Source organism: Cytobacillus sp. (assembly GCF_964223445.1).
GTDB lineage: Bacteria > Bacillota > Bacilli > Bacillales > Cytobacillaceae > Cytobacillus.
This window is the reverse complement of the sequence record NZ_CAXQGS010000096.1, coordinates 1-14,827: the sequence shown is the minus strand read 5'-3', so window position 1 is coordinate 14,827 and position 14,827 is coordinate 1. Positions and strand designations below refer to the sequence as shown.

The 14,827-nt window shown below is 41.2% G+C and carries 14 protein-coding genes; 5 read left to right on the top strand and 9 right to left on the bottom strand.

Features of this window, described 5'->3' with window-relative positions; translation table 11 throughout:
- Positions 1-297: 297 nt before the first annotated feature.
- Complete coding sequence (gene safA, locus ACEQ1T_RS17575; protein WP_206839764.1) at positions 298-924, bottom strand: SafA/ExsA family spore coat assembly protein; 627 nt, start codon at positions 922-924, stop codon at positions 298-300.
- A gap of 295 nt (positions 925-1,219) precedes the next feature.
- On the opposite strand from safA, the gene pflB reads away from it, so the two are divergent.
- Positions 1,220-3,445, top strand: coding sequence for a formate C-acetyltransferase (pflB, locus tag ACEQ1T_RS17570; RefSeq protein ID WP_370223998.1), 2,226 nt, complete (start codon positions 1,220-1,222; stop codon positions 3,443-3,445).
- Between the two features lie 101 nt (positions 3,446-3,546).
- Complete coding sequence (gene pflA / locus ACEQ1T_RS17565; protein ID WP_370223997.1) at positions 3,547-4,275, top strand: pyruvate formate-lyase-activating protein; 729 nt, start codon at positions 3,547-3,549, stop codon at positions 4,273-4,275.
- Positions 4,276-4,325: 50 nt separating this feature from the next.
- Here the strand turns inward: pflA and nadE are convergent, their stop codons facing one another.
- The gene (nadE, locus tag ACEQ1T_RS17560; protein ID WP_370223996.1) at positions 4,326-5,147 is read right to left on the bottom strand and encodes an ammonia-dependent NAD(+) synthetase; all 822 of its coding nucleotides are present in this window, start codon (positions 5,145-5,147) and stop codon (positions 4,326-4,328) included.
- Between the two features lie 27 nt (positions 5,148-5,174).
- The gene (locus ACEQ1T_RS17555) at positions 5,175-6,632 is read right to left on the bottom strand and encodes a nicotinate phosphoribosyltransferase (protein ID WP_370223994.1); all 1,458 of its coding nucleotides are present in this window, start codon (positions 6,630-6,632) and stop codon (positions 5,175-5,177) included.
- A 414-nt stretch (positions 6,633-7,046) separates the two neighbouring features.
- On the opposite strand from ACEQ1T_RS17555, the gene ACEQ1T_RS17550 reads away from it, so the two are divergent.
- Positions 7,047-8,108, top strand: coding sequence for a glycoside hydrolase domain-containing protein (locus ACEQ1T_RS17550; protein WP_370223993.1), 1,062 nt, complete (start codon positions 7,047-7,049; stop codon positions 8,106-8,108).
- Between the two features lie 33 nt (positions 8,109-8,141).
- Here ACEQ1T_RS17550 and ACEQ1T_RS17545 read toward each other — a convergent pair whose 3' ends face one another.
- Positions 8,142-9,071, bottom strand: coding sequence for a lysylphosphatidylglycerol synthase domain-containing protein (locus ACEQ1T_RS17545; RefSeq protein WP_370223992.1), 930 nt, complete (start codon positions 9,069-9,071; stop codon positions 8,142-8,144).
- 540 nt (positions 9,072-9,611) lie between these two features.
- Between ACEQ1T_RS17545 and yidC the strand changes: the two genes are divergently transcribed.
- Together yidC and ACEQ1T_RS17535 are read left to right on the top strand one after the other, a co-directional pair.
- Positions 9,612-10,400 (top strand): membrane protein insertase YidC, encoded by a 789-nt coding sequence (yidC, locus tag ACEQ1T_RS17540; RefSeq protein WP_370223991.1) that lies wholly within the window; start codon positions 9,612-9,614, stop codon positions 10,398-10,400.
- A gap of 116 nt (positions 10,401-10,516) precedes the next feature.
- Complete coding sequence (locus ACEQ1T_RS17535; protein ID WP_370223989.1) at positions 10,517-11,071, top strand: YhcN/YlaJ family sporulation lipoprotein; 555 nt, start codon at positions 10,517-10,519, stop codon at positions 11,069-11,071.
- A gap of 48 nt (positions 11,072-11,119) precedes the next feature.
- Here the strand turns inward: ACEQ1T_RS17535 and ACEQ1T_RS17530 are convergent, their stop codons facing one another.
- The 5 genes from ACEQ1T_RS17530 to ACEQ1T_RS17510 form a co-directional block, all read right to left on the bottom strand.
- The gene (locus ACEQ1T_RS17530) at positions 11,120-11,323 is read right to left on the bottom strand and encodes a DUF6501 family protein (RefSeq protein ID WP_206839753.1); all 204 of its coding nucleotides are present in this window, start codon (positions 11,321-11,323) and stop codon (positions 11,120-11,122) included.
- Between the two features lie 48 nt (positions 11,324-11,371).
- Positions 11,372-11,614 (bottom strand): hypothetical protein, encoded by a 243-nt coding sequence (locus ACEQ1T_RS17525; protein ID WP_206839752.1) that lies wholly within the window; start codon positions 11,612-11,614, stop codon positions 11,372-11,374.
- 150 nt (positions 11,615-11,764) lie between these two features.
- Entirely contained in the window at positions 11,765-12,634 is an 870-nt protein-coding gene (locus ACEQ1T_RS17520; RefSeq protein ID WP_370223986.1) for a gamma-glutamylcyclotransferase, read from the bottom strand.
- A 96-nt stretch (positions 12,635-12,730) separates the two neighbouring features.
- On the bottom strand, positions 12,731-12,889 hold the full coding sequence (locus ACEQ1T_RS17515; protein ID WP_370223984.1) for a hypothetical protein: 159 nt from the start codon (positions 12,887-12,889) through the stop codon (positions 12,731-12,733).
- A 261-nt stretch (positions 12,890-13,150) separates the two neighbouring features.
- Positions 13,151-14,803, bottom strand: coding sequence for an AMP-binding protein (locus ACEQ1T_RS17510; RefSeq protein ID WP_370223981.1), 1,653 nt, complete (start codon positions 14,801-14,803; stop codon positions 13,151-13,153).
- Positions 14,804-14,827: the final 24 nt, after the last annotated feature.

Sequence of the window (14,827 nt, the reverse complement as noted above, 5' to 3'; positions counted from 1 at the left end):
CGTCTACACTCTTGCCCTACACGACGCTCTTCCGATCTACAGGAACCGTCTTATGCCTGTCGTCCCTGGGCAGTCGCCTCCACATTTCGGGCAATCCTTCCAAAAAGGCAAAGGTCGCCTTTCCGGAAGGCTCGTCTTGTGCTTGAGTCCCGCAGGACAAGGAAGGCTTCGTCAGCTAATCATCGCACGACCAAAAGCGGCAGCTTTTGGGAGGATGCGGGTCATGCAGACGTTGCCACAGGACGAGGCGTTCTTAGTCTGCGTTCCTTCGTGGGCAAGGCGCTTCCCCTTTTCTTCTTACCTCCCAATAAACATCTGTGTCCAATAGTGGCCATAGTATCCGCCCTGTGCGTATCCCACTCCGATTTCTGTGAAATTGGCTGATAGGATGTTCTTGCGGTGACCCTCGCTGTTCATCCATGCTGTTACAACTTCCTGAGGTGTTTTTTGACCTGCAGCAATGTTTTCTCCAGCGGTTCTGTAAGTAATTCCAAAGCTCTTCATCATATCAAACGGGCTTCCGTATGTAGGAGAGTTGTGATCGAAATACTTCTTGCTGATCATATCCTGAGATTTGTATCTTGCCACTCTCGCAAGCTCCCAATTTGATTTTAATGGCTTTAACCCATACTTTGCCCTTTCCTGGTTTACAAGCTGAACTACCTGCTCTTCAACACCGGTAGTGGCTTTTGATAATGTAGGGATATTCACCTTTTGCCCAGGATAAATGAAGTTTGGATTTGAAATCTGCCCGTTGGCATTTATGATTTCAGGAACTCCCACCTGATACTTCAGGGCGATCTTCCACATTGTGTCCCCTGGCTGAACGGTATGTACTGTTGATGCTTTTGCATCGAAATTGAATCCAAAGACAAGTGCGACAGACAACATAAGAATGAATGAAAGTTTTGATAGTGTTTTCATATTTATATTTAATCAAAATCTCTTATTCTATTAAACAGGTAATTGTTGGCGCTGATTGTAAGAATTTCATGATTTCCTCTTTATTCTTCTCCTAGTGGGATTTTCAATCTATATTTAACAGTTCAAAAGTACGAGTGGTTTTATAGTACACATATGCATTATTAAATATAGATTTACTCTATTTCACAATACGTTCAAAAAGTTTGTGATTTATTTCACATTATATCTGTTATATTGAATGTATAGTTAAGTTGTAGTAACTGTTATTCACATTGATTATATGAGGTGAAGGAATATGGAAAGTTGGAATGGCTTTAAAAAAGGAATCTGGACACATGAAATTGATGTTAGAGACTTTATTTTAAAGAATTACTCACCTTTTTTCGGGGATGAATCATTTTTGGAGAAGCCAACAGAAGCTACTACTTCATTATGGGAACAAGTGATGGATCTTACGAAAATGGAACGTGATAATGGCGGAGTGCTCGATATGGACACAGAGATCGTCTCAACCATCACCTCACATGGTCCTGGTTACCTGGACCAAAAAAAAGAAAAAATTGTGGGTGTGCAGACTGACCGTCCGTTTAAGCGCTCTCTTCAGCCATATGGCGGAGTCAGAATGGCTGTGGCAGCTTGTGAAGCATACGGCTATGAAGCCAGTAAAGTGATGGAAAAGATATTTACAGATTACCGCAAAACACATAACCAAGGCGTGTTTGATGCTTATACCGATGAAATGAAACTTGCCCGCAAAGCCGGCATTATTACAGGCCTGCCGGATGCATATGGCCGAGGCAGGATAATCGGTGATTACCGCAGGGTTGCTCTTTATGGAGTTGACCGCTTGGTTGAAGCCAAAAAAGCGGATTTGAAATCAACCTCAAGTGTGATGACGGAAGACAATATTCGCCTTAGAGAAGAGATTTCAGTACAGATAAGGTCTCTGAAAGAACTGAAGCAGCTGGCAAACAGCTATGGTTTTGATATTTCAAAGCCTGCAGAAAATGCTCTCGAGGCTTTCCAATGGCTGTACTTCGCCTATCTTGCAGCCATCAAAGAGCAAAATGGAGCAGCTATGAGCCTTGGCCGTGTCTCGACTTTCCTTGATATTTTTATAGAAAGAGACATTCAGAAAGGAATGCTTACCGAGAAGGAAGCCCAGGAACTGGTCGATCACTTTGTAATGAAGCTGCGCCTTGTCAAATTTGCGAGAACTCCTGACTATAATGAATTATTCAGCGGTGATCCTACATGGGTTACAGAGTCCATTGGCGGGATGGCTCTTGATGGCCGTCCGCTTATAACGAAAAATTCTTACCGCTTCCTTCATACTTTGAATAATCTGGGGCCGGCACCTGAACCGAATTTAACAGTATTATGGTCCAGCAAGCTTCCCGAGAACTTCAAAAAATATTGTGCCGGGATGTCCATAGAAACAAGTTCAATCCAATATGAAAACGACGATATCATGCTTCCTGAATATGGCGATGATTATGGAATTGCCTGCTGTGTTTCTGCAATGGAGATCGGGAAACAAATGCAATTTTTCGGAGCAAGAGCAAACCTTGCAAAGGCCCTGTTATATAGCATTAATGGAGGCAAGGATGAGAAACTTAAGCGTCAGGTCGGCCCTTCCTATGCCCCAATTACCTCAGACATCCTTCAATATGAAGAAGTGATGGCGAAGTTTGATTTAATGATGGAATGGCTGGCAGATCTCTATATTAATACGCTGAATATCATTCATTACATGCATGATAAATATAGCTACGAACGGATCGAAATGGCTCTGCATGACTCCGAAATTCTTAGAACGATGGCCACTGGTATTGCGGGTCTGAGTGTAGCGGCCGACTCACTGAGTGCGATCAAATACGCAACTGTTAAGGCAATCCGTGATGAGAACGGGCTAGTGATTGATTTTATGACAGAAGGAGATTTTCCGAAATACGGGAATAATGATGATCGCGTTGACAGCATAGCTATAGACCTGGTTGAACGGTTTATGAAAAAGCTCCGCAAGCATCCGACATACAGAAACTCTATGCATACGATGTCTATATTAACCATTACATCCAATGTAGTGTATGGAAAGAAAACAGGTAATACGCCTGATGGACGGCGAGCCGGCGAGCCGTTCGCTCCGGGAGCAAATCCGATGCACGGGAGAGATACGAAAGGAACGCTTGCTTCCCTGTCTTCTGTTGCAAAACTGCCATACAAACATGCGCTGGATGGCATCAGCAACACTTTCTCCATTGTCCCTAAAGCACTCGGAAAGGATGCTGATAGCCGTATCCGCAATCTGGTATCTATACTGGATGGATATGCCATAAAGTCAGGACATCACCTAAATGTAAATGTATTCAATAAAGAAACGCTTCTGGACGCCATGGAACATCCGGAAGAATATCCACAGTTGACCATTAGGGTATCAGGCTATGCTGTGAACTTCATTAAGCTGACTAAAGAGCAGCAGCTTGACGTTATCAATCGAACATTCCATGATTCAATGTAACAAATAGGATGGCGGCCCTTTATAAGAGGCCCTCTCTTCAAAAAAAAGATTGAGCAATGGTGCTGCGGCTGCGCCGGCTGCATTTGGAAAGGAAGATGCTGATGTACGGCAATATTCATTCAATTGAAACATTCGGTACAGTAGATGGGCCTGGCATTCGATATGTCATTTTTACACAGGGGTGCCTCCTTCGCTGTCAATTTTGCCATAATGCGGACACTTGGGAAATTGGGTCAGGGAAACAAATATCTATTTCAGAAATCATGAATGATCTGCAATCCTATCTCCCTTTTTTGGCTGCTTCCGGAGGCGGCATTACAGTTAGCGGCGGTGAACCTTTGCTTCAGATTCCTTTTCTTATAGAACTTTTTAAAGAATGCAAGAAACATGGCATTCACACTGCAATAGATTCATCGGGAGGCAGCTACTCCACCTCCCCGTTTTTTCAAAAGCAGCTGAAAGAGCTTCTGGACTATACGGACCTGGTGCTGCTGGATTTAAAGCATATTAATAGGGATAAGCATAAAAAACTGACAGGTCTTACAAATGATCATATCCTCCAATTCGCCCAGTATCTGTCTGATCATCAGGTGCCAGTGTGGATCCGCCACGTGCTTGTGCCTTCAATCTCTGATGATGAACGTGATCTGGAACAGCTTGGGCGTTTCATTAAAAATTTAAATAATGTGAAAAAAATTGAGGTTCTTCCCTATCACAAGCTTGGTGTATATAAATGGGAAGCACTCGGATTGGAATATCCGCTGAAGGATACTGAGCCGCCAAGTGAGGAAATGGCAGAATGGGCTTATCACATACTTACAGAACAATGAAAAAAAATCAGTTCCGATTGCTGGAACTGATTTTTCTTTGTGATAAATGCTTATTTCCACCAATTATCGTGCATGGATGCAGGCAGCTGGCGCTTGTGTTCTGTTACAAGGTAGCGTTTTTCGATTTTTTCTGCCGCTTCCGGACTTACTGGTTTTCCTTCAAGGTAATCATCCAATTCATCGTATGAGATACCTAATTCTGTTTCATCAGCCTGTCCGGGTTTCTGGTCAAGAAGATCGGCTGTAGGCACTTTTAAGTATAGTCTTTCCTCTGCCCCAAGCTCTTTAAGAAGTGCTTTTCCCTGTCTTTTTGTCAGTCCGGACAGCGGCAGGACATCTGCGCCGCCATCGCCGTATTTTGTGAAGAATCCAGTCACTGCTTCTGCAGCATGATCCGTGCCGATGACCAGCAAGCCATACTGGCCGCCAATGGCATATTGGGCAATCATTCTCATGCGGGCTTTAACATTGCCTTTATGATAATCCTTCAGCGGTTCTTCCGGAATTATTCGATCATACTCGGTTTTCACTTCATCGACTGCATTTTTAATATTAAAGACCACTTCTTTGTCGGCCTGAATAAAGGAAAGGGCAAGCTGTGCATCCTTCTCATCCTGCTGAACGCCGTACGGAAGGCGGACTGCGATGAATGTTGCGTCCTTCCCTTCTTTTCGAAGCTCTTCAACCGCAAGCTGCGCAAGTCTTCCGGCAAGAGTGGAATCCTGGCCGCCGCTTATGCCTAATACATAACCTTTTGCATTTGTTTTAACAAGATAATCCTTTAGAAACTCAATTCTTTTCTTTATTTCTTCCTTTGGATTGATAGTCGGATTTACATTTAAACTTTCCATAATTTCTTTTTGCAGATTCATTGCAGGTTCCTCCCTCTTCTTAAAGCTTCAGCCTTTTATATTTTCTTTCACCTGGCTGATCATTTTCATCTTATTATCCCAGCACTCCTGGCTAAGGTCGACTGGGTATTCCTCCGGATTCAGAGAACGGCGGTACTCATCCCATAATACATTGAGATTATCCTTAGCAAACTTCTGCATCTCTTTTAAAGATGGAACTTTATAGGTAAGCTTGCCTTCGTGAAATATCACTTTATGCAGCTCCCTGGCTTCGAAATTTGTAACGAACTTGCTTATAAACGTGTGAACAGGATGGAACATCTTAAGTTTTTGCTCAGCTTGAGGATTTTCATGATCCAGCGCAATATAGTCCCCTTCTGATTTATGGTTATCTCTGTTAATAATCCGATAAACCCTCTTTAATCCGGGAGTTGTCACTTTTTCCGGGTTGCCGCTTATTTTTATCGTGTCAGCCATTTTGCCATTTTCATCTTCTATTGAAACGAGTTTGTAGACAGCCCCTAATGCAGCCTGCTCGTACGCTGTAATGAGTTTTGTGCCTATGCCCCAAATATCGATTTTCGCCCCTTGAGCTTTCAGGTTTATGATGGTGTATTCATCCAGATCATTTGACGCAATAATCTTTGCTTCAGGAAAACCTGCATCATCCAGCATTTTTCTTGCTTTTTTAGAAAGGTAAGCCAAGTCCCCGCTATCAAGCCTTATACCTTTAAAGTTAATTTGACCCTGCATCTCCTTTGCCACTTTAATTGCGTTCGGTACTCCTGATTTAAGGGTATCATACGTATCGACGAGAAAAACGCAGTCCTTATGGGTCTGGGCATATTTCTTAAAAGCAGTATACTCGTCCCGGTAAGCCTGAACAAATGAATGGGCATGGGTTCCTGCAACCGGAATGCCAAACTTCTTGCCTGCTCTAACGTTAGATGTGGCATCAAAGCCGCCGATATAGGCTGCTCTTGTTCCCCAGATGGCTGCGTCCATTTCATGGGCTCTTCTTGAACCAAATTCCATGGCTGTACCGTCGCCAATTACTTCTCTGATTCGGGTTGCTTTTGTAGCAATCAATGTCTGATAGTTAATGATATTCAAAATAGCAGTTTCAATAATCTGGGCCTCAGCCAGGGGAGCTTCTACACGCAAAATTGGTTCATTGCCGAATACAAGCTCACCTTCTTCCATTGATTTGATGGTCCCTGAAAACCTCATGTTTTTCAAGTATTCGAGGAAACCTTCTTCATAGTTCAATTCGTTTTTTAAGTAATGCAGATCACTGTCTGTAAATCTGAAGTTTTCTATATACTCAATAACTCTTTCCAGGCCGGCAAAAATTCCATAGCCGTTGCCAAAAGGCAGCTTCCTGAAGAACACTTCAAAGACCGCCTTTTTAGTATGTATGTTGTCTTCCCAGTAAGTCTGTGCCATATTTATTTGGTACAAATCAGTATGCAAGGCTATACTATCATCCGCAAATTCCCTCTGCATTATCTTAAACCTCCTGTGACAAATATAACAATTCCTATTAAAAATCTGTTATCTGCTATTATCCCCCATTCAATATTTTATCATCTTAAATAGATGAAAAATTTGGCTATTATTTTAATAGTAGTGAAGTTTATCGCCTTAATCAAATTTTTCAGCCTCAAGCCATACAGTTATTTACCCGTTAAGGATTTTTTTACACATTCTTCTTCGATTGTTCGTTATATTGAACATCGATATTATCCTGTTATAACACTTTAAAATTATTTCCCGAGTGTCGCGCGCAGAGATGTTATTTTGAAATATGAAGCAGGAATATTCCCTCGGACTGTCGGACTGCACTTGCCGATTATGGCAATCACCAACTTTCTGCCCTCCGCATAGGATGTCATGAACTGACAAGGAGGGCTGTGAGCTATGGAAAGACGGGACCTTTTGCCTTTCGTTGTGACCGCATTTTTTGCCGTAATGATTTCGCTCTTTGCTTTCTCCCTAATGGATTCAAAGGATGACACGCCAATAACCAAGACAATTCCAGATGGCCAAGGCAAAAGCAATGACAGTGATATCAGCAATCAAGTAAAAAATAATATAAAAGGAAATAAAGCTAATGTTAATAACTCAATCGACAACGATTTGAATAATGGTGAAGATAGCCAAATTGATAATAATGTTACGAATGACATTGAGGTAAATGTAGACGTTAATGTAACAAATACAATCAAAAATAAAGCTGATAAAAATCAGGACTCCGGTCAAACAGGAAATGAAAATGAAAACAGCGGCAGCGATAAAGGTGCGAAAAATGAACAGGATGGCAAGTCTGAGGATGATGAAGTCGTTTGGGGTGTAGACTCTGCAAGTCTCACCACAAGCGACTTGCTTTCATGCGTACGGGAGAATTTCGGATCTCCTAAAGTCTGGGGACGCTATTTAGGTGAAAAGGAAGGTGTATCAGCGGGCATTACACCACCAGAGGCCAAACTGCTGCAAGACAATAATATTAAATTACTCGTGATTTGGAATCGATTTAATGATGCAACAGGCATTGAAAATGGACAGAGTGAGGCAAAAGCAGCTGTTCAATTGGCACAGGAGCTGGAAATACCGGAGGGAGTAGCGATTTTTGCGGATATTGAGCCAAATTATCCTGTTGATTCTTCCTTTATTGAAGGCTGGTTTCAAGCAATGGAGGAGTCACCCTATCATCCTGGCATATACGGGATTTTTGATAAGGAACAGGCCCTGACTAAATCTTTCAGTCAAGCTGCAGCTGAAAATTCTTCCCTTCTTGAAAACACATTCATATGGACTGCTGCGCCAAATATAGGAATCACTGCGCAGGAACAGGCACCTGGATATAAACCTGAAGCTCCTGCAAATTCCTTGATTGCAGGCTGGCAGTATGGAATTGATGCGGAGGCGTGCAATATAGATACAAATTTATTCAACAAGGACATTCTGGATGTTCTGTGGTAAATATAAAAAAATAAAGAGCCCGCAATGGCTCTTTTATAATTTGAAGCTGTTTTTAGGCATTCCGGTATTCCAGAACTGGCTCATGACAAACGGAGTGCCAATAAACACAGGAACTACATAATAGCTGAGACGATAAAACATGAGAATCAACAGCCCCAATTCGGTGGGAACTCCCTGTGATTCCAGTCCGATCAAAAATACAAAATCAAAGGAACCAATGCCTCCAGGGATCATACTCGCTATGCCAGCGCATGCTGAAATGATGACAATGGGAAACAGCACAAAAAATGAAATCGATACTTCCAGGGCCCGGGCAATTCCCCAGATGCATATAATAATAAATAGCCACTCCGATAAAGAAACAGCCAGCAATTCTCCTGCAAATCCTTTTTTGATGTGTTTCATATTCCAAAAAGACGCCTTAAAAATGTAAACGCCCAGCAGCAGAGGTGTATATGCCGCAACGGCCCAAACGGCAATCTTTATAAGTTTAACATCATCGTATAAATGTAAATCTGTAAAAAGGACCATCCATGACAAAATGGACAAGCCGGTGAGGTAAAAAAGCGACAGCTTGGCAATAATTTTGATATACGGAGTATTGCCAGTCAAGTAATCCTTATAAAAATAGGACCTGAGTGTTGCTCCGGCCACACCTCCAAATCCGATAAAGTTAGAGAATGCGTTGGCAGATAAAGAATAAAATAATAGCTTTTTTCTAGGCACTTTAATCCTGAAAAGCCTTTGGAGTATTTCATCATAGAAATACATTGGAAAAAGTGCAGCCAGTCCCAATAAAAGGATAAAAAATAGTCTTCGGAAGGTTAGCCTGTCAATATAAAGCTCAAGGAGAGCCCAATTAAAATCATTGAATATCCCTTTTGCTTCCATCATGACAAACAGCAAAATGAATAAGGGTACGAGGAGTTTGGCAAGCGTTATAATTGTTTTTTGTTTTAACAAAGACAAAATACCCCACCATTCATGTAGTGAACTAGAGATAATGATTATTTAATCTCCCTGATAGAGTGTAGCATACTAAAGCGGACAATATATACCTTCTCCTATTATATTCCTGCATAGATACAATAGAATGGGACAAACGATAACTTTTTGCAATTGGTTCATATCTGCAATTGTTTTCAATGCAGCATTCAATTATACTTAAATCTGTGAATAGAGGTGAAATAATATCTTTGAACTATTAACTGAATCGTCTTTTATTTCATCAGAATATACTCTTTATTTAACATATATTATTGGTTTAGCAGCAAAGCTGTTAATCATTTGGAAAATAGAGCCGACTTTATGCAATACCAGATATATTGAGAACGAAAAAAGCCAATTTGAAAGCCTTCCAGGTTTTTACATGGTTCGGGGCTTTATTTGCGTTTCAATTCAGTCCTGGATAGCAAAACTTATTCTAAAAAAAGGCCAAGAAAGTGATGAGCCTGAAGGTCTCTCCCCTATTTAAAGAAAAAAATAGCGGGAGGTTTGACCTGTATGAGAAAATTTAAACTGTTATTAGCCATTACCATGATTACTGTACTGCCAATATTCTTATCTGCCTGTCAGGCTCAAGGCGGACAAGGAACAGGTTTTTTCCATCATTATTTTGTCGATTCCTTTGCTTTGGCAATACATGGAACAGCCGTTTTCTTTCATGGCAATTTCGGCCTGGCCATTATCTTCATTACCATAATGATTAGGCTGATATTAATGCCCTTAATGCTGAAACAATATAAAAATCAAAGCGAAATGAAAGAAAAAATGGATAAGTTAAAACCTGAACTTGAAAAAATTCAGCAAAAACTGAAAACAGCGAAAAAACCACAGGAGCAGCAAAAGCTGCAGCAGGAAATGTTCGGTTTGTATCAATCTCACGGAGTAAATCCTTTGAATGCTGCGGGATGTCTGCCAATCTTTATTCAAATGCCCATTCTGATGGGGTTCTATTATGCCATAAGAGGGAATCAGGAAATAGCTGTACATTCATTTCTCTGGTTCGATCTTGGTCATTCTGATATTTGGATCACAATCATTGCAGGAATTGTGTACTACCTTCAGTACCGGTTCACTCTAACGAATATGACTGCGCAAACGCCAAAGCAAATGAAATTGATCGGTCTTTTGTCTCCTGTAATGATTATGCTTGTTTCTTTAAATGCACCGGCCGCTTTGCCGCTATATTGGACTGCGGGCGGAATATTTTTAGTTTTTCAATCATGGCTTGGCAGAAGATTATATACGAAAAATAAACCTGATACTATGCAGTTCATGTCAGAATCATAATTACATGGGGAGCGGGCTTAATGCCTGCTCCTTTTTTGTTTATTTTATAAAAGAAATCTGAATAACCTCACCTTTTATTGGAAAGATAAGAGGGAAAAACGGAAGGAGGAAAGTGAATGATCAAATGTAAATTATTAATGGCATGGGCATTGTCAGCTGCATTACTTGCAGGCTGCGGCATGAATGACGCGGATATGAATGAAACAGCTCAAAGAAACAGAGACTTGACAGAGCCTACAAAAGTGAACGACAGCAATTATGGCGAAAATGGACGCACCACTGAACCCGGGATTGATCTTACCCGCACGGGAACAAACAATGAGAATCGAAATGAATCCCCGCGAATGAAGGTTGCTGATAAAGCTGCCGATAAAATTACCTCTATTCCAGAGGTTGAGTCTGCGAATGTAATTGTGACAGACAATAATGCATATGTTGCCGCACGCTTGAATGATGGAAATGGGGAATTGACTAAGGATGTCGAGAAAAAGATTTCCGATCAGGTTAAAGCAGTCGATCAGGACATTGATAATGTATATGTTTCTGTTAACCCCGACTTTTATGATCGAATGACTGGATATACTGAGGACATTCAAGCCGGTCAGCCAATTGAAGGATTTTTTGATGAATTTACAGAAACAGTCAGGAGAATTTTTCCTACACAAAGGTAAAGGAATATTAAAAACGGCCCATTTTAACAGGCCGTTTTCTTCTTTGGATTAAGCATCATGGAAATAATCTTTATAAAATCCGCTTACTTTTCCGGAATTGTCTGTGATGAAATAGAATTCTTCAGTTTCATTTTTTACATCATAGGTATTCCCTGCTGTCAAAGCCCGGTTTACAATGTATTTTGCTGCATCTGTATGCACGCATTTTACTTTTTTCAATGTTTCTCGTTCATGCCATTTTAAATGAATCATAATTGCCACTCCTTCATAATCTGCATTACTTACTATGATTAGTTTTTATTATAAAGAATACGAACTGTTGTCTGCAACTGGATTCTCATTAACTGCTGGCATTAATTTCATAAATTTCCGGAATCGGCTGATTTTATCCGCCTCAAATGTATACACTTCTCCGGTTAGCGTGTTTTTCATTGTTATATAATTAATTTCACAGATTTGGTCTATTCGTACAAACTCTAAATGATCATAATGTTCGTTATCATATTCCACTTCATAAAAGCCATTATCTGCTAAAATTTTCATTTTGATGACCTTCTTTCTAAGATGATGGCAAAGGTAATATACCACCCGCTTAGCCTGTTTCAAACCACCAAATAAAAATTTTGCGCTATTTTAGCAAATTTCAATAGATGAAAACTGGTCAGCACAGAGAAAAATCAATATGGGCTAGTACTAAGCATCCAATCTAATTTGAACACCCAGTTTTTCCAGCTGCTGTTCAAGCTTTCTGTAATAATCGTCACTTACTCTGCCTCTTGCTCCCCGGAGAATTTCAAGCGCGTAATGGTCAGGCGGGGGCAGCTCCCCCTTTTTATTGTAGACATGAAAAGTCAGAACATCTCCAAAAAACTTATCTCCAACTTTGACATTCACAAAGGCAGGACGATACCATTGTCCATAAAAACCTTCTCTATGAAACAGGTATTCTACTGCTTCATAAGGAAGTTCATATAGAACTCCTTCCGTGACGCCGCCATTTTCGATAATGTCTGCCCTTCCTCCATCCTCCCTGGAAAATAGGTATTGCATCGAGTAACCTGCCAGCGTTCCCCCGCCGACAATGGTTTTGAAGTGGTGATCTATTTTTGCCACGCAAAACCGCTCATCATCCATGCAGGAACCGTAAGCAAAATAAAACGTCTTTTCGGGCTTTTCCTTCATTAAGCGATAAAGCTTCCAATCTCCATGAAGAATGGGTTCGGCTAAAAGATCATCCCGGCAGGAGACATATATTAGTGCATTTACTTCTCCTGTATCAGTATGTACAGTCTGCTCCACCCGGTCATATAAATTATCTTTTCTGCCCGGGATATAATCCTCAAGTTCATCCAGGTCAGTGAAATGATCTAAATGCACTTCATAAAGCTCTCCATACACTTTTTGGTCAAGTGATGATTTCATAGAGGGATAGCCAAGTCCTGTATCAAATAACTCCCCATATACCCATGCCTGCTCGGCAATGCAGGTACTGCCTTTTAAAACGAAGTGATTTGACTCATGTTTTCTTAAGGTTCCATAAACAAACAGCTTTTGTGTTGTCATTAGTGCTTGCTCCCCCTTATTCTTCTCTTTTGTTTATTATACTACCATTTTCTGAAGATTCTTTTCAAAAAAATAAGACGGAGAGTAATCTCCGTCCTAGCTGCATTGGCATACTGTGAACTTCTTTACTAAAGGAAGCTTGCAGAAAAATTTTTCCTTCGTATTTTCCTGGAACGGATTAATTTGGTTAAGTTCAGCAATTTCCTTCCGCTTAGCATTATTCAAAACTTCAATGACATAAATTTCCTCGTACATCTTCTATCTCTCCCTTCAATTTATCTTTAATCTCATTTTAAATACTTTACGCAGTAAAAACATTGGCAATGGGATTGAGATTTATTAAGACTTATGAATGAAGGAATGAGGAGTTCTTTAGGAAAGCGGAAGGCGCCCGCCTATTGGCTTATACCCGAGAGCCGAAGGCGCCTGGAGCTGGACAGTTATCTAGCTTCAGAATCTATACATCTTATTACATAAAAAAACCTGCTGGAATAGTCCCAACAGGTTAAATGTACTTTATTTCAACGTATTTGCTTTTTCAATGACTTCTTTAGCCTTTTCACGCAGTCTGAATTTCTGGATTTTACCAGAAGCTGTCATTGGATACTCCTTTGTAAATTCTATATAGCGAGGGATTTTATGGCGTGAAATTTTCCCTTTGCAGTATTCGCGAAGTTCGTCTGGTGTTAATTCAGAGCCTTCTTTTACGATTATCCAGGCGACCACTTCCTCCCCATAGACGGCATCTGGAACTCCAACCACCTGAACGTCCAGAATCGCTGGATGCGTATAAAGAAATTCTTCAATTTCGCGGGGATATATATTCTCTCCCCCGCGAATGATCATATCCTTTAGTCTTCCAGTGATTTTGCAGTACCCGTTCTCATCCATAACAGCGAGATCACCTGTATGCAGCCAGCCATCTTCATCAATGGCTTCTTTTGTAGCATCAGGATTTTTATAATATCCCTTCATGACATGATAGCCTCTTGTACACAATTCCCCTTGTTCTCCAAATGGTACTTCGTTATTGGTGCCTGGTTCCACAATTTTCACTTCCACATTCGGCAGTGCTCTTCCGACTGATTCCACTCTGAGTTCAATCGGATCATCCGTTCGAGTCTGCGTTATGACGGGAGAGGACTCTGTTTGACCATAGGCAATGGTTATTTCGCTCACGCCCATCCTTTCAATAACGCCTTTCATGACTTCAATAGGACAATTGGAGCCAGCCATTATGCCAGTACGGAGAGCCGATAGATCATACTTTGAGAAGTCAGGATCATTCAGCTCTGCAATAAACATTGTCGGCACCCCATGCAGGCCTGTACATTTTTCATCCTGGACCGTCTGCAGAACAGCTTTAGGACTGAACTCCTGCACAGGCACAATGGTTGCGCCGACGGATATGCATGCCATCGTCCCCAGCACGCACCCGAAGCAATGGAAAAACGGAACAGGAATACATAAACGGTCATCTTTTGTTAAACGCATGCAATTAGCAATATTATAGCCATTGTTAACAATGTTGTTATGGGTTAGCATAACCCCTTTTGGAAACCCTGTCGTCCCTGATGTATATTGCATATTGATGGCATCATCCGGGTCCAGGCTCTCCATACGCTCATTGAGTTCTGCGTCTGTAACTGATTCGCCCATCCTGATAATATCTTCCCAGCTGTAAGTCCCGGGAAAGCGTTTTTCTCCCATCACGATAACATTTTTTAAAAAAGGAAGTCTTTTGCTTTTCAGCTGTCCCGGCTCAGAATTCTTTAGTTCCGGAACAATACTGTATAGCATTTCTATGTAGGAGGTTTCTCTGAACTTTTCCATTAGAACAATAGTTGTACTGTCAGATTGCTTTAATAGGTATTCAAGCTCGGCAGCTTGATAGTTTGTATTAACTGTTACAAGGACAGCACCCATTTTGCCTGTTGAGAACTGGCAGGTAAGCCATTCTGGCGTATTGGTTGACCATGCGGCAATATGCTCTCCTTTTTCAAGACCCAGCTTCATAAACCCTTTGGCAGCAAGCCTGCAGTATCCATTAAACTCCTTATAACTCATTCGGAGCCCGCGATCTGCGTAAACTACAGCTTCATGATTCGGGTGAAGACCGGCTTTCTCCTCCAGGAGCTTCCCTACTGTTAGAGTCACTAATTCCGTCATCCAGAAATCCTCCTACATAGAAAT